The sequence below is a fragment of the Pusillimonas sp. DMV24BSW_D genome (genome assembly GCF_011388195.1).
GTDB classification, from domain to species: Bacteria; Pseudomonadota; Gammaproteobacteria; order Burkholderiales; family Burkholderiaceae_B; genus Neopusillimonas; species Neopusillimonas aestuarii.
On sequence record NZ_CP049990.1, the window covers coordinates 122,947 to 148,624 of the forward strand.

Here is a 25,678-nt window from a genome sequence, read left to right on the forward strand (position 1 = left end):
CAATTTAAGGCGTTATTTCCTGGGCCATAGCACGTGCCGCCGCTCTTGCGTCGGTTTCGGCTTTGGCCTGAATCACACGCCCAATAATAAAAAACGCCGCCCCGGGTGCAAGCGCGAAGGCGAACAATAGCGCATACGCGGCCGATTGCGCTCCTTGAACACCTCCGGGGTCAGTAATGCCGGCCGCGTTAACAATCATGCCGGCAATGGTTGAACCCATTGCAAGCGCAAACAACTGGACAGTAATAACCGAGCCGGACGCGATACTTTCCTGCCCCGCGGGCGCACTTCTGAATACCTGCGAGAGCAAATGAGGCCAGGAAATGCCAATGCCAAGGCCCACACCAAACAAAGGCGCCAACATCACCCAAAGCCAATATGTTTGCGTTAAATGCAGCATGGGCATGAGTACCGCCAGTGCTGCGAGCGAAACGGCAATCGTTGCAGGCCCCGCCCGCAATAACCATTTCGCAGTGGCCGGCCGGCGACCCGAACTAAAAATTGACCCGATCGTCCAGCCGATAGACATCAGAGCCGTTAAATAACCGGCCGCCAGCGGCTCGTAGCCATGAACCACCTGCAAAAAATAAGGAATGAAAACTTCGACGGTAATGGATACGCTGATCAGGGCCACGCAGGCGTAAATGCTACCCATGGCCTGCCGTAAAGAATAAGAACCTTGTGGCAACAGCGGGATATCGGCGTTCATATCGCTACGCGCGACCAACACCGCAATACCCAACCCCACAAAAACACCCAACGCATTCCAGCCCACATGGGTCGACAAGCTCCCCATTGAAACAACCAGTACCGACAACACCACAAGCGCGATTTTGCCAACGGGCACTCGAATACGTTGGCTGGGCGCATTCGTGCTGCCCGTCGTGGAAGCGTTAATTTGCGTAATCACCAGCCAGGCCAACCCAAACGCCACCGGCAAAATCGCCCCGTAAGCCCAGCGCCAATTTCCCGACTGAGCAAAAATACCGCCAATTGCGGGCCCGCTAAGCGTGGAAACGCCCCACATACTTGATGTCAGCCCCACCGCACGCGGCCAAAGGCGCTCCTCAAACACAACTCGAATCGACGAATAACACAGGCCCAACAACAACCCACCACCTGCACCCTGAACCGTACGGCCAACCAGCATCCAAAGCATGCTGGGCGCCAGCGCGCAGGTGGCAGTACCCACTGAAAAGATCGCAATAGCGACCAGGAAGGCTTTTTTCAAGCCGAATACGTCATTCGCCTTGGCCGATAAGGCCGAGCTCATAATTGAGGCCGCAACGAACAGCGTCATGTTCCACGCGTAATACTCCAGACCGCCAATATCACGCACAACGGACGGCAAAATAGTGACGGCAATATAGACATTGATGGCATGCAATGCCACCCCACCGGCCACCGCCAGTGAACGCAAACCATTGCGCCCCGAGAGCAGCTCGCCCCATGACGCTTGATCAGACGACCCACTCATACCGGCTCTCCGGGAAAGGGCCGATCGGCACAATTTGCATAGAACGCCTCAAGAAGCGACAAAATTTCTTCCGCCGTTTCCACCACCGTTACTAACTCCCGGTCTGCCTGAGAAATCATGCCCTCTTCCACCATAAAATCAAAATCAATCAATCGAGACCAATAATCTCTGCCGACCAAAATAATCGGCATACGCGACATTTTCTCGGTTTGCACCAAAGTTAACGCTTCGAACAATTCATCCAGCGTGCCAAAACCACCTGGAAACGCCACCAGCGCACGCGCACGCAACATGAAGTGCATTTTGCGCAAGGCGAAATAATGAAAATGAAAGCACAGCGTGGGCGTAATGAACGGGTTGGGAACCTGCTCGTGCGGTAAGGTGATGTTCAACCCAATACTTTTTGCTCCCGCATCAAACGCACCGCGGTTACCTGCCTCCATAATGCCGGGCCCACCCCCTGTAACCACCACAAACTGGCACGGGTTATCTGCCTGAAAACGTTGTGAAATAAGATAGGAAAACCGCCGGGCTTCTTCATAGTAGCGTGAATAGTGAACGTGCCGCTGCGCCACTTTAAAACTTTGTTCGGCTTGTGCATCACCCGGATGATTCGCAAGATAATCCGAGGCCTCATCGAACCTTTTTTGTGCTTCGACAGGCGACAATACACGCGCACTGCCATAAACCACAATCGTTGAGTCAATGTGATTTTCACGCAAATACGACTCGGGCTTAAGCAACTCAAGTTGCAACCTGACGGGACGCAAATCTTCATCCCGCATAAATTCAGCGTCGTGATAGGCCAACCGATAGGAAGGGCTTTTAAGAATGGCACGCAACAATTCGGCGCGTTGTTCCGGAGTGAGTGAATCGCTGGTCATTTCAAGGTCTTTTCAATACGATCCAAAGTCTCGTAGGCAGGCAATACACGCGCCATACCGGAACGCGGCTCGCGGTGTTCCTGAATAGCCGCGAAAAACTCACGGTCTTGCAACTCTATGCCATTCAACGAAACATCGACACCCGATACATCAATGACCTTACCTTCGCCGTCTACCAACTCATCGTAACGTGCAATGTAAGTGCCATTGTCGCAAATATAGCGGAAGAAGGTACCTTGCGGCCCCTGGTTGTTAAACGAAAGCGATAGCGTGCAAAGCGCCCCTGATGCCACTTTCAGTTGCACCGACATGTCCATGGCAATGCCCAGTGCAGGATGTAACGGCCCTTGCATGCCGTGCACTTCCTGCGCCACCTCACCGGTTTGATACTGAAACAGATCTACCGTGTGGCAAGCATGGTGCCATAACAGGTGGTCTGTCCAACTTCGAGGTTGCCCTTCCGCGTTCACATTGGAGCGCCGGAAAAAATAGGTTTGCACGTCTAATTGCTGCAGCACCAACTCGCCCCGCTGGATACGGTGATGTATCCACTGATGGCTGGGGTTGTAACGGCGCGTGTGCCCGGCCATCGCAACCAGGCCGGTTTCCTGTTGTTTGGCAGCCAAAGCCCGCGCATCGGCCAGGTTGTCGGCCATGGGAATTTCAACTTGAACATGCTTGCCGGCCTGAAGACAGGCCAATGCCTGAGCGGCGTGCACCTGGGTGGGACCGCACAAAATTATCGCATCGATTTCGGGCAGCGCCAGGCAAGCTTCCAGCGACGGCAAGACCGCAGGCACCTTGAATCGGCGTGCAATCGCCTCCAGTCGGGCGGTATCACGGCCACCGGTAATACAAACCACCTCAACTCCGCTGATATGACTAATTGCTTCTAAATGTTTCAGCCCAAAAGCCCCAATTCCAGCGATACCTACCTTCATTTCCGCCCTTTTAACGCCGCCCCCGGCCCCTAAAATGCCTTAAGTTTCCTGAAAGGCTGACGTAACCATAGCTACACATAGCTGTCAAGCCAATTGTAACCACCCTTTTTCCGAGTAAGTCTATTCATGATGCACAATCTTAAAATCAGTACCCGTCTGATCATCGGGTTCGTTGTAATGCTGCTGTTCATTGCCATTTTGGCCGGTGTCGGCATCTGGCGCGTTCAAAGCTCCGATGCCATGGCACAAGACCTTACAGAAGTTCGTTTGTACAACGAGCGGATTATTTCCAAATGGAACATGCTGACCGCATTGAACGCTGTGCGCACGCTCGCCAATGCCAAACTCACCGACCCCGGCACCATCGCCGCTTTCGAAAAAGATATGAAAGCCACAAGCGCGGAAATATCCAAGTTACAGGCCGCGCTTAAAGAAAGCGTAACCGACCCCGAAGCCTTGCGTTTATTCGATATTATTCAAGAGCGACGAGGCGAATACGTTGGCAAACGAAACGCGGCCATTGAAGCACGCAAGGAAGGAAATTTTGCCGCTTCGCGTGATTTCTTCGACAATCAGCTTGAAGGTTTACTGGCAAACTACACACAAAGTATTCAAAACCTTCTCACCTATCAGCAAGGTTTAATTAATAAGCGTGCCGACAACTTAAATCAAGAAAATGAGCTTGCGCTTACCATCATGATCGGTCTGACGGTCGCTGCGTTGCTTATCGGTGTACTGATGGCTGTCGGCATCACTCGCTCCATTACGCTTCCGCTGCGAAATGCCGTTAACTTCGCCGAAAAAGTCTCATCTCGTGATCTAACCGGTAATATCTCGGTAAAAGGCAAGAATGAAGTCGCCACCTTGCTGGCCGCCCTGCAGCGCATGAACGCCAATCTGCTCGACGTGGTTCTCGAGGTTCGCGACGGCGCCGATTCCATTGCAACCGCTTCCACCCAAATTGCTGCGGGCAACACCGATTTATCGTCACGCACAGAGCAGCAGGCAAGCTCGCTGGCGGAAACAGCCGCAACCATGGAAGAAATTACCACTACAGTAAAACAAAATGCCGACAACGCAAACCAGGCCAACGGTCTGGCCGAATCGGCAGCGAATGTGGCCACCCATAGCGGCAAAGTCGTATCCAAAGTTGTTGACACCATGGGCGCGATTAACGAATCGTCCAAGCAAGTGGTGGATATCATCAGCGTGATCGACGGTATCGCCTTCCAAACCAACATCTTGGCATTGAACGCGGCTGTCGAAGCGGCACGCGCCGGGGAACAGGGCAAAGGTTTCGCGGTTGTGGCCTCGGAGGTGCGTTCGCTTGCACAGCGCAGCGCCCAGGCGGCCAAGGAAATCAAAGATCTGATCGACAAATCGGTTTCCATCACCGAGGAAGGCAACCGTCTGGTCGCCGAAGCCGGCTCAACGATGGAAGAAACCGTTAGCAGCATCAAACGGGTGACCGACATCATGGGTGAGATTACCGCCGCGAGCCAGGAACAAAGTATTGGTATCGACCAGGTTAACCAGGCCGTTGCGCAAATGGACCAGGTCACCCAGCAAAATGCGGCATTGGTTCAGGAAGCCTCAGCGGCATCGGCCAGCCTGCAGGATCAGGCCGCATCGCTGGCCAATTTGGTTGCCACATTCCGCGTGGAAGCACAAGCCCATAAAGCTGCCACCAAAACAATCGAACAAGACAACGAACCCATGGGTCGTACTCCCAAACTACTGGGTGCCTGAAGATAACCTTCGACGTAACCAGCGAAAAACCCCGCCCACCAGCGGGGTTTTTTCATACAAGGCCTGGGCAGGATCCCAGTAGTCGTAATGCATGCACACTTTTCCGTGTGCATTGAACCGAACATGCGTAGCCCCCTTTACCGTCCAGTCGCGACGGGCGCCTGCTTTCCCGGTTTGAAACGAGAATGTCCAGGTTAAAAAGCCGTTGCGCCCTTCTGACGCAATCGCATCCACTTTGAACACCGGCAAATGCACTGTGGCAAACATATGTTCAAAAATGCGCCGGATAGCGTCAACACCGATCACATCGTTAAATGGGTCGGTAAACGCCGCGTCGGCTGCGTACACTTCACCCAATCGATCAAGACTTTCAGGCGCAAGACGCTCGTAGAACGCGGCAACACGTTGAATGCCCGGAGCACTCATAACCCGGTTCCCCGCCGCACCAGCGCAAAATACAAACGGTAAGGCAATAAACGCAGAAACTTCAGAACCACTGTGAAACGACGTGGGAAGTGAATTTCAAAACACCCGCGCGACCACCCCTTCAAAATGGCGGTTGCAGCCTGTTCAGGCGTTTGCATTGCCGGCATGGGAAACGGGTTCTGCGCCGTGAGCGGTGTTTCGACAAATCCGGGATGCACAACCGAAACGTGAATGCCGGCCGGTTTTAAATCCTGGTACAACACTTCGGCCAAATGCGTTAACGCCGCCTTGGTAGGCCCGTAAGCTAGACTTTGGGGCAAGCCCGTAAAGCCGGCCACACTGGATACAAAACTGATATGCCCCGCCCCCTGGGCCTGCATTGGCGGCAGCACGGCATGCAACATATTCAATGCCCCCACATAATTAACCTGCTCGTGCCGCAACATGGTGTCCAGATCATAGTCCTTCGCCCGCATGGTCTTGAAATAGCCGGCGCAATACAACACCACCTCAAGCTCGCCCAACTCCTGGGTAATACGCGCCATGGCTTGCTCAAATGTGCGCACATCAGTGACATCCAACGGAACAGCCAACGCCCCCGGATGCTTTTCAACGAAAGCGTCCAGCGCCTGCGCATTGCGCGCCGACACGACCACTTTGGCCCCCTGTTGCGCCAAGTCGTGGGCAACCGCGTGCCCAATACCACTGGACGCGCCCACCACCCAAACAACACGGTCTTTCCAATTTCGCATAGGTGGGTTCATCGGCATAAGAACTCCTTTTAGCGTTTGTAGAACGACAACGTCACTTCGCCCAGGCGAATACCGAATTTGCTCATGGTGGCGCGATTCAACATGACCTTGTCATTCATCAGGAACATCCAGTCGTCGAACGACACATCGTAGGTGGTGTCACCTACCGGCAGGCGCAACACATAATTCCATTGGAACGCATTCCCGGCAACATAACCTTCGGCTTCACCGACAACATCGGACGCCGTCCCGGTATAACGACCGTTGCCCTCATCGATTAGCGTCCAGACGCGGCGCTGGGTTTCACCGTCGCTGTAGATAAAATCCTCTTCCAGCGTCCCTTTATTGCCTTCCCAATACGCTTTAATGCGAACTGTGAACCGACGCACAACCTTGCCACTGCGATCAGTGAAAATACCGTACGCATCAATATCACCATCAAAATATTCTTTCAAATCCAGACGCGGCTTTTCCTGAGCGTAATCGGAAGGTGTGGGCGATGCACACGCCGTTAACACCAGGCACGCCAGTGCGGCCAACACTCCACGCCGCCAAACACGGCTAAGCCGAATGCCAAACATGCTCATTAACTTCTCCTTTTCGGTCAAAATTCATGCGCCAAACCCATAGCGCACCCATAGCGAACAACTTCAATAGGCAGGGCAAAACGGCATATCCGACAGTAAGCGCAAAAAGCCCGGCCGCGTCTTGCGTGCCTGGTGAATAACCCAGCCACTCCAGTAACGGCAACGCCAATCCGGCGGCCAACGCCAGATTCAACTTAGCGGCGCTGCTCCACCAGCCGAAATACGCACCTTCACGCCCGACGTCTGCCTCATGCCGACGAATGACTTTGGCCAACAATGCCGCGGGCAAGGCAAGGTCGGCCCCCAACGCGAACCCACTGGCGGCGCAAATCAAAGCAAACGCCACAATATCGCCGGCACCGATAAACGCCGCACCCACAAACCCCGCAATGGCCAACGCCATCCCTATGAGCCACGTACGGCTTAACCCCCAACGCGCCACACATGCAATCCACGCGGGCATGGAGCCGGCAGCCAGCGCAAAATAAATGAAGAGAAACAACCCTTCCCAGCCTTGTGCCATCAAACGATCGTTCACAAAGAAAAGCAACAGGGTTGCTGGAATGGCACTGGCAATCCCATTCAACAAAAACACGACGATCAAACCGCGATAAGCGGAAATACGCCATGGTTGAACCATTTGTGCCCAGCGCCGCGGGGCGACGTGTTTCGGATCATGCACGTTGCGGCTGGGTGCAGGCCCCAGCATTAATGCCACGGCGCCCATCGCCAGCGTCAGCCCCAAGACCACACTGGTTGTTCCCATTCCCGACACGGAAGGCAAAACGCTCGCAACCAGTACACCAACCAACGCAAAGCCCTCACGCCACGACACCCATTTACTTTGCGTTTGGTCATCTCCGCGCAAACGGGCGGCCCAGGATTGATGGACAATAGTGAGTACGCCGTAAGAAAGATAAGTAAGCAGCAAAGCGAGAACCGCCCAGATTAAAAGGCCACTGCCATTTCCTTTCCCCATATCGAAAAATAGTTGTGGCGGGAAGAACAAACCTGTAAAGCCAAGCCAAAGAAACACCGCCGATACGCCAAGCACCCATGCAGTCAACTTTAAGCCGCGTTGGAAAACATCGTCGGCAAGTTGACCTATTACCGGATCGGTAATCGCATCAAATATCCGTACCCCCAGTAACAGCGCCCCAAGCAGGGTCAGTGACATACCGAATTCGTTGGCATAGTAAGACGGCATGTAAACATAAAGCGGCAAGGCAACAAACGACAGGGGTAACCCCAGCGCCCCGTATTGCAAACCTGAACGGACCGACGGAAATGTCATTCCTTCATCCCAAAGAGTGCGCGGCGCAACGCCGGCTCCGACGTATCCGACGACAACCAGATTCCGAAGAAAAGCCGGGCGAAATCGGCATCGTCCGTTGACGCGGTTTCACGTCCGTTGAAATAGAATGCAGCCCCGCCATCGGGTCTATAAATACCGGTTAAGCGATCACCATCTTCCACGTTTGGAAAGGCCGATTGCATGAAAGACAGCCAACTTGCCTGACGTTGCGCATCAATAGTTTCCTGCGCTTGCATCTCTTCCAATGACTTTTCGGCAATGGCCTGACCCTCAAGGCTACGCGCATAGGTCAATTCCAATGCAAACGGGCGCCCCACCCATGCCTCGGTACTCAGCGGTGCTTTCACCCATAGACGAATGTCATACACAGAAAAGCCAAACCACCGAAAGCGCTCCTGCCCTTGCAACCGGGCATCGCCCAGCACCTCTCGCACCTCCGGCGGGGTAACAACCTGAGTTTTGCTTTCATCCGAGCCGGCCGCATCATCCGACTGCGATGACAGCGGATCATAGGTTTGTGACGATGACGTTGAAATCCCGACCCCCATGAAGAGTAAGAACATGAGTGCGTAAAGCACCCCATGGCATCTGCGACTCGTGACAACGGCTTGACCTTTCCTACGCGCTTTCATGCTACCTCCTGCGCCTCGTTAACCAGCGTAAACTGCACGACATTCGTGTTGCCAGTGTCGAATGCCGCTTCACAGTATGAAAGGTAGAAATCCCAGGTTCGCATAAAAACAGTATCAAACCCTTGAGCCCGAATGGCCGGCTCGTTCGCGTGAAATGGTGCTCGCCATCGGCGCAACGTTTCCGCGTAGTCGGGGCCGAAACGCAAGACGTTCTCGACACGCAACCCAGCACGCTGTGCGGCATTGCAAAACTCGCGTTCGCTGGGCAGCATGCCGCCGGGAAAGATGTACTGCTGGATAAAATCGGTTGACTTAACGTAGCGATCGAACAGGTCATCGCGAATCGTAATACTCTGAATACACGCCCGACCGCCGGGCTTCAGATTCTTACGCACCGTTTCAAAAAAAGACGGCCAGTACTCACGCCCCACTGCTTCGAACATTTCAATCGATATCAACGCGTCGTAGGGGCCATCGTGAATATCCCGGTAGTCTTGTAATCGCAAGTCGGCTCGCTCACCGTACCCTGCATCATCCAACCGGTTTTGCGCGTAATGCAATTGTTCAGTTGATAACGTCACGCCCACGACGTTCGCGCCGCGCTGCGCAGCAGCATGGGCTACCGCCCCCCAACCACAACCAATTTCCAGCACGCGATCACCTGCCGCTACTGCGGCTTCGTCCAGTGCCCGCCTTACTTTTGCGTGCTGAGCCTGTGGCAACGACTGCGTGCGATCATCCTGAAACCAGGCCGAGGAATAATTCATGGTTTCATCAAGCCAATAGCGATAAAACGCATTGCCCAGATCGTAATGGGCGTGGATGTTGCGCCTGCTGCCACTACGGCTGTTGCGGTTCAATATATGACGCATCCGATAGACCAACTTACCCCACCACGCACCGTAAAGCACACGCTCCATCTGCTCGCGATTAACGATAAAAAGCGCAATCAGCGATGTCAGGTCGGAAGTTGTCCAATCGCCCTGAATATAACTCTCGGCAAAACCAATATCGCCGGATTTCAACGCTGCGGAAAATACATTCCAGTTATTCAACCGCAAGGCTGCATGAGGTTGACCACCCGGCCCAAAGCGACGCATTTCGCCATTGGGTAGCTCAACCTCCAGCCGACCACAAGATAGCTTGTTAAGCATCCGCAAAACCGTGCGCGCCGCGAAGGTGGGCCGACTGTGCTGCGTACCGGTGCGGCCAAGGGTCGGATGAGAATCCAAAGTGCGTGTCATGATTCTGAGCTCCTGGAGTAAGACGTATCGGGGTCGTCACCCTGGGTGACAAAAGGTTGATCAAGTGGCGGCTTACGATTGAACGGCACTTTTTTGAGCCATAAGCGCAGCGCCTGCCAGTGAATCCTGGCCATAATTCCAAAAGTCAGGAAAGGCATGGATATCATGGCTTTCCAGAGGGTGGCGCGGCCAAGCGTTTCAAGATGCCCACTTATGCTGGTTTGCAAAATAGCCCGGCCACTCGCATCGTCGTGATCAATGCGCGCCACAATACGCTCTGCGCGGGAAGACGCAGCGTCTGTACGCATGAAGCGAAACCGGTAGCGCCCCGACGCCCGGCAAAACGGCGACACATGAAATACCTTGTCTGCCGTCATTTCTTTACCCCACTGCACTGACGACGCCAGCAAATAGCAATGACGCTCACCGAAAGTGTTGTTCACCTCGGCAACAATGGCTCGTAGCTTGCCTTCGCGGTTGTAGGCATACCAAAAACTGACCGGCTTGAAAACGTAGCCGAATACACGCGGATAGGTTTGCAACCACACTTCGCCGTCGGCATTGTGAATACCCGACCGCTGCAATAACTGGTCGAACCACGCAAGCGCATCGCCCTCCCCATCACCGTGATCTTTGTCGTGAAATGCAACCAGGGCGGACTTATTACGCGCCAGCCCACGCCAGCCGACATGATGGGCGCTTCGCATAGGCAACATCAGAAACCAGGTGCGATATGAAAATGCGTGCTCAACCGGATGCAACCGCGCATGACGGATTTGACCAATACCAATCAAAGGAACGCTACGTGCATGTGCACGATTCGCCTGCCTCGTGGTGATGTTCGACGTTTTCATAGGTGGCTCACTTATGCCGCCAACGCGGATGAAGGTCGGACGGGTGACTGTTGCCAACATTCCACCAATTGGTTTGCCACCCTCAAACCCGACTGATACCCGTCTTCATGAAAGCCGTAGCCCGTCCAGGCTCCGCAGTACCAAGTGTGATTCCGACCTTGCAAATCGGGCAATTGACCTTGAGCGCGCCGTGCCGCCAAATCAAAAACCGGATGCGAATAATCGAACCGCGCCAAAACTTTGCCGGGATCGGGCTCGCGCAACGGGTTCAGCGTTTCAACAACCGGCACATCGAATGGCAAAGGTTGTAAACGGTTCAACAGATAATGCAGACAGACGCCCGGCATTGCATCATCGCCGCGAACACCATGCTCATAATTCCAGGCTGCCCAGGCCGTTTCTCTGGCTGGTAGCACGCTGATGTCGGTGTGCAACACGGCATGATTGGGTTGATACTGAATCGCGGAAAGCATCTCGATCTCTTGTGGATGCGCATCCAGCGCCAGCAACTTCAAGGCCTGGTCGGAATGACAAGCCATCACGATGTCATCGAAATACTCGGTTCCGAAACGGGTGGTAACCGATACCCCCGTGTTCTGCCCATGCCGTCGTACCGATATAACCGGCGTACGTAAGCGCAAATCGGGGATCTCCGCTGTCATTTTCTCCACATAGTGACGTGCACCGCCACGCACCGTATGCCATTGCGGCCGATTTACCAACTGAAGCAGGCCATGGTTATGGCAAAAACGAATCAACGTGGCGACGGGAAATGCCATCATTTGATCTGCCGGGCATGACCAAATGCTGCTAATCATGGGAAGCAGGTACCAGTCGCGAAAACTGTCACCATAACCATTGGTTTCCAGGAAAGCGCCGAGCGGCTCCTGCAATTGGGCCTCTGTGCCGGAACGAGCCAGCGTAGTGGCCTGACGGTTAAAACGCACCAAATCCGACAACATCGACCAAAACTGTGGCCGCAGCAAGTTCTTGCGCTGGGCAAATACGGTATTCAAGTTACTACCACACCACTCAAGCGATTGCGCCGGAACCTGAACTGAAAAAGACATATCAGAAGGCGCCGTTTGGACATTCAGTGTGTTAAACAGCTCAATCAAACCGGGATAGGTCCGTTCGTTGAAAACCAAAAAGCCGGTGTCAACGCCATGCGTCACCCACTCACCCCGACTATTCGGCAAGGTGACGTCGACCGTGTGAGTGTGGCCCCCGCAATAATCCTCCGCTTCGAATAACGTGACCGCGACCGGGTAGCTTTGACGACCCAGGTACCACGCTGCACTGAGGCCCGATATGCCTGATCCAACAACCGCAACTTTCTTCACTTTCGCTTTTCCTTGCCTAGACAAAATAATATTTGTCTAAGTCAAAAATTGGTAATTAGCGAAATAATAGGCTTAAAATAGTTTTTTTTCAATATATGTCCTAGACAAAATAAATTTGCTATTATTCTTGTCCATGACAAACTAGAAAACAAACAGGTTCAAAACCATGACGTCTGTTCCGAAGAATCCGCAGCTCATGCTGAACATCACCGCTGTGGAACGCGATACCCGGATTGGCAAAGACGCTTTGCGCGTGTGGGAGCGACGCTACGGTTTTCCCCAGCCGGAACGCGATACAAACGGCGAACGTCTGTACCCGCCCGACCAAGTGGAGCGCCTGCGCATTATCAAACGGTTGTTGGATGCCGGCCATCGGCCCGGGCGGGTGGTTGCATTGCAATTGGCTCAATTGCATGAACTCAGTGACGCACTGAAAGAAGCAACCAATGCAACAATTGCCGCCGGCGACACAGCGTCATTGCAGAAACTGGAAATTACGCAACTTCTGGACCTGCTTAAAACACATGACCCCACACAGTTGCGACGTCGGTTCTCACAACAGATTATGCGCATCGGCCTGGCCCGGTTTGTTCTGGACATTGCGACCCCGCTGATGCGTGATGTCGGCAAAGCCTGGGCGAGCGGCGACCTGCACATCTTCGAGGAGCATCTGTGCAGCGAAGTGCTCGAAACCAGCTTGCGCGCCGCGTTGGCAACCGCGCCCGAACCTTCGGCGAACAGTCGACCCCGTATATTGTTATCCACCATCCCGGGAGAAAGTCACAGCTTAAGTATTCTGATGGCTGAAGCCTTATTTCTGGTCGAAGGATGCAGTTGCATGAACCTGGGTTCACAAACCCCGCTACACGATCTGATCAGTGCTGCAAACGCGCACCGGTCGGACATCGTCGCCATTAGTTTTTCAGCTGCAAGCAACCCCGGGCAATCGGCCGATGCGCTGCATGAGCTGCGTGCCATGCTGCCCGCCGCCGTTGAGCTCTGGGCGGGTAGCCCTCATTCCGTGTTGCTACGACGGGACATTCCGGGGGTGAGCGTCATGGCACATCTTGAAGACGTACCCGGCCAAGTGCAACGCTGGCGTCAACAAAGATAAGCCGCACAGGTTTACACTAAGCGCACTTGCCGTCCACCTCCGGATTGCAAGTGCCCGGATTCTTCATTTTGAGGGTCACTGTGTCAAAAAAATGGGTCAACTGGAAGATGCTGTTGCCGGCCTTGCTTGTGGCTGTGGTCGGCATAATCGTCTGGCAAAAATGGCGTGGTCCTGAAATACGCGCCTACCGTGTCGAATCGCATCCGCTGATTCAACAAGTGGTCGCAACCGGGCGCGTCGCCTCCGACGATCGCGCGGATATCGGCAGTGAAATTACGGCAGTCGTCAGAGAACGCCTGGTTGACCGTGGCCAGCCGGTACAAGAGAATGAAGTCCTGATTACACTTAGTGCAGACCAATTAAAAGCACAAGAGCAAGAGGCGCAAGCGGCCCTGGCGTTAATGCGCAGTTCGCGCCGGCCGCAAGCACAGGCGCGGCTGGAGCAAGCGCAATCGCATCTGGCGCAAGCAAAACGGGAGGTACAGCGGCGGCGCTTGCTGGCCAAAGAAAAAGCCATTCCAACCGAAGATCTGGAGCAAGCGGAAAATGCCTTGGCTGCAGCACAAGCGGGATTTGACCAGGCCAAACTTGACGTCTCGGCTTTGGCGCAAGGCGGCGTCGAGGAGTCTATTTTGCAGCAACGCCTGAATGCCATCCGTGCAGCCCTGGATAAAACACAAATTCGAGCGCCGTTTTCAGGCACGGTATTGGAACGTTACGTGTCACCCGGTGATACAGTTCAGCCGGGGCAAGCACTACTGACATTACGCGACCAAAGCAAGATTGAACTGCTGGTGCCCGTGGACGAACGTAACCTGGGCGTTCTTGAGGTGGGTCAGCCCGCCATTATCATTGCGGATGCCTATCCCAATGAACCTTTTAGGGCAGAAATTACGAGTATTGCGCCGGTCATCGACCCACAGCGCGGTACGGTCGATATTCGTTTATCGGCCGCGCCCGCCCCTGATTTCCTGAAGGAAGATATGACGATCACCGCCACAATAGAAACGGCGCGGAACGATGCCGCACTTGTCGTCCCCAACGACACACTGTTCCAACAAAACGGCAACCGGGCGAAGGTCTGGGTATACAGCCACGGCAAGGCTAACGAAACCCAAGTGAGAACAGGGCTCAACAGCCTGGCGCTATCGCAAATTACCGAAGGCTTGAGTGCCGGCGACATTGTTCTTGGCACCAGCGATGAGCTTACCGACGGCCAACGTGTTCGGGCAACCATCAGCCCTTTACCGCAAAGCCGAACCATTGATGCAGCCGAACGAACCGATGGGGAAACGCCCATGAAACTGGATTAGGCCCTTCCACATGTGGCTTGAATCACTGATTGCCTTAAAGTTTTTACGCCAAAATCTGGTTCAAACGGCATTGATTCTGGTGGGCATAGCCGTGGGGGTGTCAGTTATTGTCTTTATCACCACGCTAATTAATGGTTTGCAAGCCAACATTATTGAACGCACGCTGGGCACGCAGTCTCACATTCGGGTTGAACCGGCTGAAGAGCAAAATCTGATTGCACCGGTTCAACCCGGCACCATTGCCCTGATCCGCGAGGATCCTCGGGGTCAACGGTTACGCTCCATCAACAACTGGATTGCGGTCCAGTCCACACTCGATAATCTGGAAGGCATCACCGCCGTTTCACCCATCGTTTCCGGCCCGGCCTTTGCCCGTAGGGGCGACGTTTTAAAATCGGTGTCGCTCATTGGCATTGACCCCGACCGCTATGAAAGAATCATCCCGATCAGCGATGACATGATCGCCGGCCGCTTTCGTGTCGGCGCCGGCGACGCCGTTATTGGGCGCCTGTTGGCTAAAGACCTAGGGCTGCGTACCGGCAGCAAAATGCGGATTGAGGCGGACGATGGAAGGATTGCGTTAGTGACGATCGCCGGTATTTTTGAACTGGGCGTACGTGAACTTGATCAACGCTATGTTTACCTCGACCTGAAACAGGCACAGTCGTTATTGGATTTACCTGGTGGCGTCACCCTAATCGACGTCACGGTCGACAACCTTTTCGCCGCCGATCTGGACGCACAAAGAATTCAGAAGCTAACAGGCATGAAAGCGGAAAGCTGGATAGAAACCAATGCCCAATTGATGAACGCCTTGAGCTCACAAAGGCTCTCAACCACCATGATTACCGTATTTGTGGCTTTGTCGGTTGCGTTCGGTATTGCCAGTGTGCTGGCGATTAGCGTGACCCAACGCACGCGGGAAATTGGGATTTTGCGCGCCATGGGTATTCGGCAACACCAAATGTTGCGGGTGTTTCTCGTTCAAGGTGCGTTGCTGGGAATGGCTGGGTCGGCGGTTGGTGCAGTGGCCGGCACCGGCTTGGTCTGGGCATTCAACACCTTTGGCCCAAAACTTTTCTATATTCCATTAAGCCCTGTTCTTATCCCCATTACCATGGTGTTTGCTGCGTTCACGGGCGTTTTAGCGGCCAGCGTACCTGCCTGGCGTGCAGCGCGTTTAAACCCGGTAGAGGCGATCCGCTATGTCTGAAACGCTTCGACCCGTTCTAACACTGAAACAACTAAGAAAATCGTATAACGTCGGCAAACCCAACGAAACCGAAGTCTTGCATGGTATCGATCTGGAAATTGGCGAGGACGATTTCGCGGCGCTTGTGGGGCCTTCAGGTTCGGGCAAGAGTACACTTCTGAACATGTTGGGCTTGCTCGACCACCCAACCTCAGGTGAGCTTTTTCTGCAAGGCCAACCTACTCGCGAAATGGATGATGAGACCCGAACGGCTGCACGCGGCCGAAAAATTGGTTTCGTATTCCAGTTTCACCACCTGATTCCCGCATTCAGCGTGCTTGAAAACGTACTCATGCCTTTGATGATTGCGCAAGGCAAACCCGGCAAAACTGACCAGGAGCGCGCGATCAAACTGCTTGCTGAAGTTGGGCTGGAAAAATTCGCCCAGGAAAAGCCCGGAAACCTTTCAGGCGGCCAGCAACAACGCGTCGCCATTGCCCGCGCGCTGATTACGCAACCGGCACTGCTGCTGGCGGATGAACCCACGGGAAACCTTGATACACAAACAGCGGCCGGCATCTTTAAGCTCTTTCGGCGCTTCAACCGCGAGTTCGGCTGCGCTGTTCTGATTGTGACTCACGACCCTCGGTTATCAGAGACCTGTGACCGCACAATTACCCTGGTGGACGGCCGCATTGAGTCGGATTTACGCACACCTCACGAGCCGGCGCAATCGGGCCAGGGGATGTCCGCCTCGGAGGCCTTGGCTTCAAAAAGCGGCTTGGAAAAATAGTATCCCTGCATCAGGCTGATACCCAAATCGCTTAAACAGCGATATTCTTCGTAAGTTTCCACACCCTCGGCAATCATCACAATGCCCAACTCTTCCACCATGCGCTCCACGCCTTTGATAATTGCCTGGCGCGGACGGCTTTCATGCACGTTACGGATTAAATCCATATCGAGCTTGATAATATCGGGCTGATAGTCGGCCAATAAATTCAAACCGGCAAAACCCGCACCGAAATCATCGATGGCCGTTGTGAACCCAATGCGCTTGTACTCACGCAAAATTTCCGCCAGCCATTTTCCATCCTCGACCTCTTCACCTTCCACTGTCTCAAAAATAATTTGGTCGATGGGAAAGTCGAACGTTTTGGCGGCCTCGAGCGTGGTGCGGATGCAAAGCTCCGGCTTGTAAATGGCGTTGGGAAGAAAGTTAATGGAAAGTTTGGAATCCATGCCCAACTGCGAGGCAATTTGAATCGCCTTCACACGACAAGACTGATCGAACTGGTAGCGATTTTCATCGTTAACCCGCGCAAGCACGGAATAAGCAGATTCGCCTCGTTCCCCCCGGACCAAGGCCTCATGGGCAAATACTTCCCGGTTTGCAACATTTAAAATAGGCTGAAACGCATAACTGAACTGGAAACCGAGTGGTTCATTATCGCGACACTGAGAGCATGAAAGTGGTGGCATTAAATTTTAGGGTTCGATGTTTTGTAATATTCCCTGATCATAACAAAACGGGTCACCTCTGCAATACTGGTTTCGCCCCTAATTTAAATATCGATATAACCCTTAACAATGCCGCAGCCTGGCCATTCAACCCATCGGCGCGCGCTGCGACGTCGTGTACCAACACCGCATTTTCCTGCGTTACCGACGAAAGACTCGACACGGCACTATTAACTTGTTGTATTCCCGTCTTCTGCGAGTCGGTTGCCTCGCTGATTTCATGAATCAGTGCCGATACTTGCCTGACTTCATCGACCACCTCGGTAATCAGCGCACGGGTTTGCCCGGCAATCCGGCTACCGTTCTCAACCACCGCTGCGCTGTCTTGAACCAGGTGGCGGATATCCCGCGCCGCGGTCGCGCTGCGTTGCGCCAGATGACGCACCTCACCGGCCACCACAGCAAATCCTTTACCCTGCTGACCAGCTCGGGCAGCCTCCACCGCCGCATTCAGCGCCAGAATATTGGTTTGAAAAGCCAGTTCATCGATCAACGCCACTATTTCCGTAACACGCCGGGACGAAGCATCGATTCGCTGCATCACATTCACCAATGTTTCAACCGCTTCCCCTCCATTTTCCGCCCGCTCGCGGGCAAGTGTCGCCTTTTGCGCCACATCGCGCGCAACACTCGCATTGCGATCCACTGTTTGCGCCAGCGACTCCATCGTTGCCACCGTTTCCAGCAAGCTTTGAGCCTGTTGCTCGGTCCGCTGAGCCAAATCGATGCTTCCCTCCGCGATATGGCGGGCTCCTGAAGCCACCTCGTCACTACTTTGATGGACTTCACCCACAACGTTACGCAATGCGGTCTGCATGTGATGCATGGCGAACAACACGCTGCTTTTGGAGACCTTGCGCAAATTCAATGAATGAGACAAATCCCCTTTCGCGACCGCATGAGTGACCTGCACCACATCGCGTGGCTCGGCGCCCAACTGGCGCTTAAGTCCGCGCGTCAGCGCAGCACCCAGCACAATCGCCAACAGCGCGCCGGCCAAAGAAAGTGCGCCCATTTGGCTTAAGGCGAATTGATAAATTTGGGTTGTTTCATCGGCCAGTGCTGAAGACGTATTCTGCTTCTGCAACACCAACGCCACGGCACCCGTCTCTGCCTGCTCACCGATGGCGTGGGCCTGGGCCAACGCTTGTAAATAATCGGGGTCTGCAGACACCTGCATACCTTCGGTTTCCAAGCGTCCGGCATAATCTTCCAAAGCGGCGGCATAACGTTCAGTTAAGCCGATCATCTGCTCCACCGCCAGCCTGCCCTCCTCGTTGTCGAATAACGGCTTCAACTTTTCCAGCTCAGCATGCGCGCCGTCAAGGTGATCACGCATAAAGTAAATCTCACTGATGCGCGCCCCCTTATCCGCCACCAGCAACGCATTGGCAGCCGCCCGGCCCGCCGCCGTCATGTGTGCCTGTGCCTGAGAGGCATGCCTCACGCCGGCCACCTCCTGATTGAACATTTTTACCGCCATGGCGTTAACCTGCCCCAACAACTGCACACCAAACGCGCCCGTGAGGGCCGACATGGCGGCAACCAGAAGAAAAGCCATGATCATCTTGACGCCCAGGCCAAGACGCACTCCCTTTTTCATGCGGATTCCCTATCCGTGAACCAAAGCAGGCATCTTATCGACCAATTCTTGCAACTTTCTTACGCACCGGTTGAAAGCTGAAAACAAACACTCACTTACTACAACTTCCATCGTTTAATCACACGTACCCCCTTGCTAAAGCGATCTCATATCGCTAATCTTGCGATGTCACACTGTCAGCACCGCCACTTTCCATTTTCAGGCAGACGCATGCCGCGCATTTCGCTCTCCCATCGGTCAAACTATCGCTTCCCTTTATGGCTTGGTATTAGTTTCGTGGTAGCAGCGCTTGTTGGGCTGGCAACAATGCTGGTGGAGCCCGTAGAGGCCTGGGCTCACCGGCACTACCTTACCTGGCACCTGACGCTCGAAATCGCCTCCATTGCCTTCGCTTTTGCCGTTTTCGCCTTGGGGTGGAGTACTTACCGAAAGCATCCACAAAGAAATATTCTCTATCTGGCCTGCGCTTTTCTGGGCGTCGCGTTGCTTGATATTGCCCACACGCTGTCGTTTGAAGGCATGCCTGCCTTTGTTACGCCCAACAGCCCAGAGAAATCCATTTATTTTTGGCTGGTTGCGCGCTATTTGGCCGCCATCGGTCTTCTAATTGTCGTTTGGCTACCTTGGCCTTCAATCACTGAGTTACCGCAACGCCATAGTCGCCTTGCTCATCTGACCTGGCCGTTAAGTACTGTGTTGGGGATCGTCATCATCACCCACGGGGTTGTCTTGTACGCTCCCACTTGGCTACCCAACGTATTCAGCACTGAAACCGGCTTAAGCGATCTGAAGATCATGGCCGAGTACGGCATCATTACACTGCATATCGCGGCATTGGCCATTTTGCTGCGACGCCTGCCCAACAACAGCGAGTGCAACTTGTATCTGTTGGCCAGCGCACTCTTGCTCATGGCCGTGAGTGAACTGCTTTTTACTTCCTACACGGCGATTTCAGATACCGCCATGCTGTTGGGCCACATATATAAAGCGGCGGCCTATCTATTGCTTTATATGGCGCTGGACACCGGCCATCTGCAACCCCCTCCCTTTCGTGTGCAGAAATTGGAAAAAGCCCTGGAGGCCGCGATTAAAAACGGGCAAATGCATCTGGCGTTTCAACCTGTCATGAATCTGGCTGATGGTCGTTTATCCGGCGCCGAAGTCCTGGTCCGCTGGACCCATCCGAAACTGGGCATAGTGGGCCCGGCCGAGTTCATACCGATAGCCGAAAAATATGGGCTGATGCCCGAAATAGGGGAGTGGGTATTAAAAACTGCAATTGCCCAAATTTCACTATGGGTTCGTCAGGGCCTGTCGCCGAATGTCTGCTTTTCGGTTAACTTGTCATTGGTTCAGTTCCGTTACCCGCTACTGGTGGAACGCATTCAATATCTGCTGAAAACCTACCAATTGCCCGCGCATTACCTGGGCCTGGAAATTACTGAAAGCGTTGCCATGCATAATGCGCAAACCGCCATCCAAACCTTGCGCACATTACGGGAACAAGGCATTGCACTTTCAATTGACGACTTCGGCACGGGCCATGCGTCGCTCAGCCATTTGAAACTGTTTGACGCAAACACCTTGAAAATAGACCAGTCATTCGTGCGCGACCTAACCCATGATTCGCGTGATCGCGCCATTGTTCAGGCTATTGTGCATATGGCGCATGCCCTGGGCATGCGCACGACCGCCGAAGGTGTTGAAACGTCGGCCCAATTGGACCTGCTGAAAGCCCTTGGGTGCGACAGGGTGCAGGGCTACTACTTTAGCCGCCCCTTAAACACAGAGGAGTTCGAGGCGTTTTCATTGTCGACCCGGCGACCACAGCCGTTATCGGCCTGAACGACCGCGGCGTGTGCCGGAAAAGAACGGCTATCGCAAAACCAATACCGGCACTGGGCTGGTGCGCAACAACGTAGAGGTGGTACTGCCCATAATAAGGTGGCGTATACGTGAATGCCCATACGCCCCCATCACCAGCAGGTCGGCATTCACCTCAAGCAGATACTCACGCAAAACGACCTCCGCTTCGCCAGGCCGAACAACCTTCACAACATCAAAACCTTCATTGACCAAGGTGTCGTTTGCCCAATCGATGTTCTGCTGCTGCGTTTCACTTTCATCACCCACCCCAATAACATGGCAGGAAAGCCCTTTCAAAAGAGGGCTGGCGGCGACCATTTGCACCATTTTCTTACCTGTCTGGCTGCCGTCGAACGCGATGACAAACCGCTCCGGCTCTTTGAAGTCGCCGTCAACCACCAGAACCGGACGCTGCAGTGAACGTACAACGCGTTCGGCGTTTTGGTCGAGATACCATTTGGATGCACTGCCGGCGGATCGCTGCTGCCCGATAACCACCAACCGGGTTTCCGACTCAAGCTCAAGCAAGGTTTCAACCAGCGAACCATGGCGCTGCAGGGTGTCGGTGTCTTTCGCGCCTGCCCCCTCGGCCCGCTTGTGCGCCGCCTGCAGAATTTGCCGCCCTTGCTCCTGCGCCAGACGGCTGCGCTCTTCATCAAGAGTGCTCAATTGCTCCAACAGGCTTTCCTGGGCATCCATACCCAGCGCCCCACTGTAATCCGTTAAGCTGGCGCGCTCCGGATGGCGATCGAGCACATGAAGAAACTGCAACTTCACCTCTAGCAGACGAGCCGCCCAAATGCCGTAGTCGCACACCGCTGTGGCGCGGGGGGAGTCATCGACGCATGCTAATACCCTATTCACGCCCTTCTCCTTGATTATAAAAATCCACTTTAGCAGAGTTCAGCTCTGACTTATGTTTCCTTCTGATATTCAGGCAACACGGCGCCACACGACTTGCAGAACTTGGCATCGCCATCAAGACCCGTTGCCAGACAAGAGGGACACGTACGGGTGTTAACCCGCGGCAAGAAGCGTTGCGCCGTCATCTCCGACGAAATAATACCTGTGGGTACGGCCAGGACGCTCCAACCTATAAGCATCGTAAATGCGGTTATCGCCCTGCCTAAATCTGTTTGCGGAACAATGTCACCAAAGCCCACCGTCGTTAACGAAGTAATGGCGAAATAAATCGCTGTGGGAATGCTGCTGAACGCAGTGCCGGGTCCACCTTCAACCAGATAGAGCAGCGTGCCGTTCAGCGTAACGACAATCGCCACAACCGACAAAAATATAATAATTTTGCGCCGGCTGGCCATCAACGCCTGGCCGAGCATTGAGTATTCGTGCACATACGATACCAGCTTCAATAACCGGAACATGCGCAACAAGCGGAGCAACCGCAGATCAACCAAAGCGTGTAGCTCGGGCATAAGAACCGCTGCGTACGTGGGCAGGATCGCCAGCAAATCCACAACGCCATAAAAGCTGCGGGCATACTTCATGGGCTGTTTAACGCATGCCAGCCTGGCAATGTATTCGAGCGTAAACAAAACGGTGAAAAACCACTCGAGCACGCTTAAACTGGAACCGTATTGCTGTCGCACAGCGTGAATGCTGTCGAACATGACAACCGTGACGCTAAGAATAATTGCTGCAATCAGCGTGAAATCGAACCAACGGCCCAGGCGGGTGTCGGCTTCAAAAATCACTACAAACATCCGGTGGCGAAAGCCGTCTTCATAGCCCTCGAACTGCGAAGCAAATTGCCCACGTGTTGCAGATGAAGAACGCTCGGATGCCGACATACCTATTGTGCCTTCTGATATTCCTGGGTTAACTGCTGTTGAACTGTCTTTGCCTTTTCGGGCCAGGCACGCTTGATATACGCAAGACTGGCCCGGATTTCCTCGTCAGTTAAAACAGTGCCGTAAGCCGGCATATCGCTTTCATAACCAATAGGTGCCGTTACGCCGGGCACCAATCCGTTTTTTACGATATCGAACAAGACTTGATCGGGGTGATGCCAGGTATGCCCGGAAACATCGTGCGGCGGCGCGGGGAGTCGCCCATTCGGTTTCCGTTGCCGCCAATTTGGCTCGCCCTCGAGGTTTGCGCCATGACAAGCGGCACATTGCGCCGCATACACTTGTTTACCCAACTGCACCAAACGGGCGTCGGAAGGGTCAATATATGCTTTCGTTACGCTCGTTGCTGTGTGATAAATGTAAATACCCACCAACAGCACCACCAAGCCCGCACCCAGCCCCCAGAGCACCGGTTTACGCATGACTAACCGCCGGACTGCCGGTTGCGTAGCGCAAAGCCAATAAACAAAAGCGTCCAGCCCTGAATCAGCAAATCGACCCCAAGAATCAACCCTAAAACCCAAACACTATTACCTGGCCAGCCAAACGCAATCAATAAACCAACCAATAGTGTTACGACGCCGGACAAGGCCAACCATTGCCAGCCGCGTTGCGCCCGATTGTTAAACCAGATCCACAAACGCAATGCCCCTGAACCAATCAGCGTGGCACCAAAAAGCAGGGTTAACAGCGACGCCCCGGTTTCAGGACGAACCAGCGCCAATACTCCCGCACCCAAATACAAAACCCCGCCGATTGTCCAAAACACGAACCCCGACATCTGTTTCAGGCGCCAGGCATGAATTAACTGCCCGATACCGCCAATTATCATCAGGACTGCGATAAACAGTACGCTTACCAAAGTGGCCGCAACCACATGCCCCAGCGCCACCATACCCAACACCACCATCGCAACGCCCAGCGCAACAAACCAACCCCAACGATCACTCAATGAGGCCAGCATCTTCTGAACCTGCGGATTCGTGCCGCTCGGGGAACTCACCGGTTCATTTTCATTTGGTTTGTCGCTCATGCGTGGCCCCCGTTAGCTCGTTAAGTTAGCTCGTTAATGTAATGCCCACTATGGTAATGAACTACGCGCATTTCAACAATGTTATGCGCTGAACAAAAACGAAGGCGAAATGTCGGCTAAAACGCGTGGCTGTATGTAAGCTGAATCACGTCGAGCCCATCATTCGGGCGTTTAATTGCCGCATTAGAGTAATGGGAGTAACGCAACCCCAGGCGACCGGCTGAAGACAAGTTCACACCTGCTCCTATGTGTGTACCAAACTGAAACTGGGTCGATAAAGTCTTGTCGGCAAAACGCGTATGAGAAAAACGATTGATGCCAACTCCAGCCTCAAGATACATATTGTTGGGAAACGTCCAGCGCAAGAATGGCGTCAACCCGATTTGCCACACACTGGCACGATCTCGATTGCCACTGGCCTTCCAGAAAGCCGCTCCAGCCTCAGCCACCAAATCGAGCCGGCTACCGGATTCGGCAAACCGATAGTGCCACATCGTGGGCGACACCCAAGCCAACTCATAGCGCTGGTAATGGTTACCCACACCCGCACGCAACCCAATACCCGCGCCGTCGGCATGAGCCGTATCCGGCAACAACATCGCACCTGCACTGAGACACATTGCAAGTACACACAGCCCCGACTTTGTTGAAAGACTATGCATGATTTTTCCTTGTTCTGAATGAAGTTGTCAGCCAATCATATTCTATCTATAATTTATTAATCGTATAGTTAATAAATAACACTTCCTGGAGAAGCGCAACATGGCCAAACCATTGAAAGTAGGCATTATCGGCGGCGGCATTGGTGGTGTCGCAACCGCAGTGGCATTAAGTCAACGCGGTATCGACTACCACTTGTTCGAACGAGCCGCTGAGTTCGGCGAGGTAGGGGCCGGCATACAAATGACACCCAACGCCGTCAAAGTCATTAAAGCCTTCGGAGCGTGGGACGCCTTGAATAAGATTGGCTTCCTGCCGGAAGCTTTGGTTGGACGAAACTGGGATACGGCCGAAGAAACATTTCGCATGCCCCTGAAAAGTGATTGCCCACGCTTGTACGGTGCCGAATTCTTCCACGTGCATCGGGCCGATCTGCATCATCTCCTTGCAGACATGGTCGATCGCAATAAAGTCACGTTTTCAATTCGTTGTACCGGTGTTTCGCAAACCGGCGACAAAGCAGTGGCGCATTTTGACGACGGCAGCAGCTTTGAAGCCGATCTGATTATCGGTGCCGACGGCGTACGATCGGTTGTTCGCCATGCCCTGTTCGGCGACGACGATCCTAAATTTACCGGTCATATGTGTTATCGCGCGGTTGTCCCATTTGACTCCCCACCCAACTTCGTCGCACCGGAGGCCTCGTTCTGGCTCGGCCCAAACAGTCACATCGTGACTTACTACGTAAACAGCGGCAAAGCCGTTAATATCGTGGCCGTGCATGAAACCGAAAAATGGGTTGAAGAGTCATGGAACGCCCGCAGCACAAAAGAAGAATTGCTGGCCGATTTTCAGGGTTGGCACACCAACATCCAACAATTGTTTGATCGTGTGGATGACGTGTACCGCTGGGGCTTGTTCGATCGCGACCCTATGGAAACGTGGTCAAAAGACCGTATCACCCTACTAGGCGACGCTGCCCATCCCATGCTACCTTTCCTGTCTCAGGGCGCGGCGATGGCTATTGAAGACGCTTACGTTTTGGCCAAAGCATTGGCCGCCTTACCCGATCAACTCCCCAATGCACTACAGCAATACGAAAAAGAGCGCCTGCCCCGCACCGCGCGCGTGCAGCTTGAGGCGCGTGAACGCGGCAAAACCTATCACCTGTCATCAAAAGAAGCGCAAGCCAAGCGTGATGCCGAATATCGTGAACAGCAAAAGAAAGACCCTCACGCCGGCGGCATAAAGGCAAACTGGGTTTATGCTTATAACGCGACCGATTTCGAACCCGTGGTTTAGCC

Annotated in this window: 25 protein-coding genes; 7 read left to right on the forward strand and 18 right to left on the reverse strand. The window is 53.9% G+C overall.

Features of this window, described 5'->3' with window-relative positions; genetic code table 11:
- Positions 1 to 4: 4 nt before the first annotated feature.
- From G9Q38_RS00570 to G9Q38_RS00580, 3 genes are read right to left on the reverse strand one after another with little or no spacing between them, the layout of a single operon-like run.
- Positions 5 to 1,477 (reverse strand): MFS transporter, encoded by a 1,473-nt coding sequence (locus G9Q38_RS00570; RefSeq protein ID WP_119441495.1) that lies wholly within the window; start codon positions 1,475 to 1,477, stop codon positions 5 to 7.
- A complete protein-coding gene (locus G9Q38_RS00575; protein ID WP_166126736.1) occupies positions 1,474 to 2,361 on the reverse strand; it encodes an LOG family protein in 888 nt (295 codons plus the stop codon). Before G9Q38_RS00575 ends, G9Q38_RS00570 begins: the two co-directional genes overlap by 4 nt.
- Positions 2,358 to 3,302, reverse strand: a complete 945-nt coding sequence (locus G9Q38_RS00580; protein ID WP_166126738.1) for a Gfo/Idh/MocA family oxidoreductase — start codon at positions 3,300 to 3,302, stop codon at positions 2,358 to 2,360. The genes G9Q38_RS00575 and G9Q38_RS00580 overlap by 4 nt, the downstream gene beginning before the upstream one ends.
- A 129-nt stretch (positions 3,303 to 3,431) precedes the next feature.
- Here G9Q38_RS00580 and G9Q38_RS15340 point away from each other — a divergent pair, with 129 nt between their 5' ends.
- Positions 3,432 to 5,051, forward strand: a complete 1,620-nt coding sequence (locus tag G9Q38_RS15340) for a methyl-accepting chemotaxis protein (protein WP_166132263.1) — start codon at positions 3,432 to 3,434, stop codon at positions 5,049 to 5,051.
- Here the strand turns inward: G9Q38_RS15340 and G9Q38_RS00590 are convergent.
- Genes G9Q38_RS00590 through G9Q38_RS00625 form a run of 8 tightly spaced genes read right to left on the reverse strand, consistent with a single transcriptional unit; the run spans position 5,037 to position 12,204 of the window.
- Positions 5,037 to 5,477 (reverse strand): nuclear transport factor 2 family protein, encoded by a 441-nt coding sequence (locus tag G9Q38_RS00590; protein WP_166126741.1) that lies wholly within the window; start codon positions 5,475 to 5,477, stop codon positions 5,037 to 5,039. The genes G9Q38_RS15340 and G9Q38_RS00590 overlap by 15 nt on opposite strands.
- Positions 5,474 to 6,247, reverse strand: coding sequence for an SDR family NAD(P)-dependent oxidoreductase (locus G9Q38_RS00595; protein ID WP_166126745.1), 774 nt, complete (start codon positions 6,245 to 6,247; stop codon positions 5,474 to 5,476). Before G9Q38_RS00595 ends, G9Q38_RS00590 begins: the two co-directional genes overlap by 4 nt.
- 11 nt (positions 6,248 to 6,258) lie before the next feature.
- On the reverse strand, positions 6,259 to 6,810 hold the full coding sequence (locus tag G9Q38_RS00600) for a DUF3833 domain-containing protein (RefSeq protein WP_114419571.1): 552 nt from the start codon (positions 6,808 to 6,810) through the stop codon (positions 6,259 to 6,261).
- The gene (locus G9Q38_RS00605; protein ID WP_166126748.1) at positions 6,791 to 8,110 is read right to left on the reverse strand and encodes an MFS transporter; all 1,320 of its coding nucleotides are present in this window, start codon (positions 8,108 to 8,110) and stop codon (positions 6,791 to 6,793) included. The genes G9Q38_RS00600 and G9Q38_RS00605 overlap by 20 nt, the downstream gene beginning before the upstream one ends.
- Positions 8,107 to 8,763, reverse strand: a complete 657-nt coding sequence (locus G9Q38_RS00610) for a chalcone isomerase family protein (protein ID WP_166126751.1) — start codon at positions 8,761 to 8,763, stop codon at positions 8,107 to 8,109. The genes G9Q38_RS00605 and G9Q38_RS00610 overlap by 4 nt, the downstream gene beginning before the upstream one ends.
- Entirely contained in the window at positions 8,760 to 10,007 is a 1,248-nt protein-coding gene (locus tag G9Q38_RS00615; protein WP_166126753.1) for an SAM-dependent methyltransferase, read from the reverse strand. The genes G9Q38_RS00610 and G9Q38_RS00615 overlap by 4 nt, the downstream gene beginning before the upstream one ends.
- A complete protein-coding gene (locus G9Q38_RS00620; protein ID WP_166126756.1) occupies positions 10,004 to 10,861 on the reverse strand; it encodes a DUF1365 domain-containing protein in 858 nt (285 codons plus the stop codon). Before G9Q38_RS00620 ends, G9Q38_RS00615 begins: the two co-directional genes overlap by 4 nt.
- Positions 10,862 to 10,872: 11 nt before the next feature.
- The gene (locus G9Q38_RS00625; RefSeq protein ID WP_119441503.1) at positions 10,873 to 12,204 is read right to left on the reverse strand and encodes an NAD(P)/FAD-dependent oxidoreductase; all 1,332 of its coding nucleotides are present in this window, start codon (positions 12,202 to 12,204) and stop codon (positions 10,873 to 10,875) included.
- A gap of 166 nt (positions 12,205 to 12,370) precedes the next feature.
- Here G9Q38_RS00625 and G9Q38_RS00630 point away from each other — a divergent pair, with 166 nt between their 5' ends.
- The 4 genes from G9Q38_RS00630 to G9Q38_RS00645 all read left to right on the forward strand — a co-directional run bounded on the left by G9Q38_RS00630 (position 12,371) and on the right by G9Q38_RS00645 (position 16,616).
- A complete protein-coding gene (locus G9Q38_RS00630; protein WP_166126759.1) occupies positions 12,371 to 13,318 on the forward strand; it encodes a MerR family transcriptional regulator in 948 nt (315 codons plus the stop codon).
- Between the two features lie 80 nt (positions 13,319 to 13,398).
- The gene (locus G9Q38_RS00635) at positions 13,399 to 14,631 is read left to right on the forward strand and encodes an efflux RND transporter periplasmic adaptor subunit (protein ID WP_166126761.1); all 1,233 of its coding nucleotides are present in this window, start codon (positions 13,399 to 13,401) and stop codon (positions 14,629 to 14,631) included.
- Positions 14,632 to 14,641: 10 nt separating this feature from the next.
- Positions 14,642 to 15,844 carry an ABC transporter permease gene (locus G9Q38_RS00640; RefSeq protein ID WP_166126764.1) on the forward strand — a complete coding sequence of 401 codons (1,203 nt, stop codon included), beginning with the start codon at positions 14,642 to 14,644 and terminating at the stop codon, positions 15,842 to 15,844.
- Positions 15,837 to 16,616: an ABC transporter ATP-binding protein gene (locus G9Q38_RS00645; protein WP_119441507.1), complete on the forward strand. Its 780-nt coding sequence runs from the start codon at positions 15,837 to 15,839 to the stop codon at positions 16,614 to 16,616. Before G9Q38_RS00640 ends, G9Q38_RS00645 begins: the two co-directional genes overlap by 8 nt.
- On the opposite strand, the gene G9Q38_RS00650 is transcribed toward G9Q38_RS00645, so the two are convergent.
- Both G9Q38_RS00650 and G9Q38_RS00655 read right to left on the reverse strand, forming a co-directional pair.
- Entirely contained in the window at positions 16,541 to 17,305 is a 765-nt protein-coding gene (locus G9Q38_RS00650) for an EAL domain-containing protein (RefSeq protein WP_166126766.1), read from the reverse strand. The genes G9Q38_RS00645 and G9Q38_RS00650 overlap by 76 nt on opposite strands.
- A 52-nt stretch (positions 17,306 to 17,357) precedes the next feature.
- On the reverse strand, positions 17,358 to 18,947 hold the full coding sequence (locus G9Q38_RS00655) for a methyl-accepting chemotaxis protein (RefSeq protein WP_166126769.1): 1,590 nt from the start codon (positions 18,945 to 18,947) through the stop codon (positions 17,358 to 17,360).
- Positions 18,948 to 19,157: 210 nt separating this feature from the next.
- On the opposite strand from G9Q38_RS00655, the gene G9Q38_RS00660 reads away from it, so the two are divergent.
- Positions 19,158 to 20,792, forward strand: a complete 1,635-nt coding sequence (locus G9Q38_RS00660) for a bifunctional diguanylate cyclase/phosphodiesterase (RefSeq protein WP_166126771.1) — start codon at positions 19,158 to 19,160, stop codon at positions 20,790 to 20,792.
- Between the two features lie 30 nt (positions 20,793 to 20,822).
- Here the strand turns inward: G9Q38_RS00660 and G9Q38_RS00665 are convergent, their stop codons facing one another.
- The 5 genes from G9Q38_RS00665 to G9Q38_RS00685 all read right to left on the reverse strand — a co-directional run bounded on the left by G9Q38_RS00665 (position 20,823) and on the right by G9Q38_RS00685 (position 24,376).
- Positions 20,823 to 21,677 (reverse strand): universal stress protein, encoded by an 855-nt coding sequence (locus G9Q38_RS00665; protein WP_166126774.1) that lies wholly within the window; start codon positions 21,675 to 21,677, stop codon positions 20,823 to 20,825.
- Positions 21,678 to 21,727: 50 nt separating this feature from the next.
- Complete coding sequence (locus G9Q38_RS00670) at positions 21,728 to 22,621, reverse strand: ion transporter (protein WP_166126777.1); 894 nt, start codon at positions 22,619 to 22,621, stop codon at positions 21,728 to 21,730.
- Between the two features lie 2 nt (positions 22,622 to 22,623).
- Positions 22,624 to 23,103, reverse strand: coding sequence for a c-type cytochrome (locus G9Q38_RS00675; RefSeq protein WP_166126780.1), 480 nt, complete (start codon positions 23,101 to 23,103; stop codon positions 22,624 to 22,626).
- A gap of 2 nt (positions 23,104 to 23,105) precedes the next feature.
- Positions 23,106 to 23,714 (reverse strand): HdeD family acid-resistance protein, encoded by a 609-nt coding sequence (locus tag G9Q38_RS00680; protein ID WP_166126782.1) that lies wholly within the window; start codon positions 23,712 to 23,714, stop codon positions 23,106 to 23,108.
- Positions 23,715 to 23,830: 116 nt separating this feature from the next.
- Positions 23,831 to 24,376: an acyloxyacyl hydrolase gene (locus tag G9Q38_RS00685; RefSeq protein WP_166126785.1), complete on the reverse strand. Its 546-nt coding sequence runs from the start codon at positions 24,374 to 24,376 to the stop codon at positions 23,831 to 23,833.
- Positions 24,377 to 24,476: 100 nt separating this feature from the next.
- On the opposite strand from G9Q38_RS00685, the gene G9Q38_RS00690 reads away from it, so the two are divergent.
- Positions 24,477 to 25,676: an FAD-dependent monooxygenase gene (locus G9Q38_RS00690; RefSeq protein WP_166126788.1), complete on the forward strand. Its 1,200-nt coding sequence runs from the start codon at positions 24,477 to 24,479 to the stop codon at positions 25,674 to 25,676.
- Positions 25,677 to 25,678: the final 2 nt, after the last annotated feature.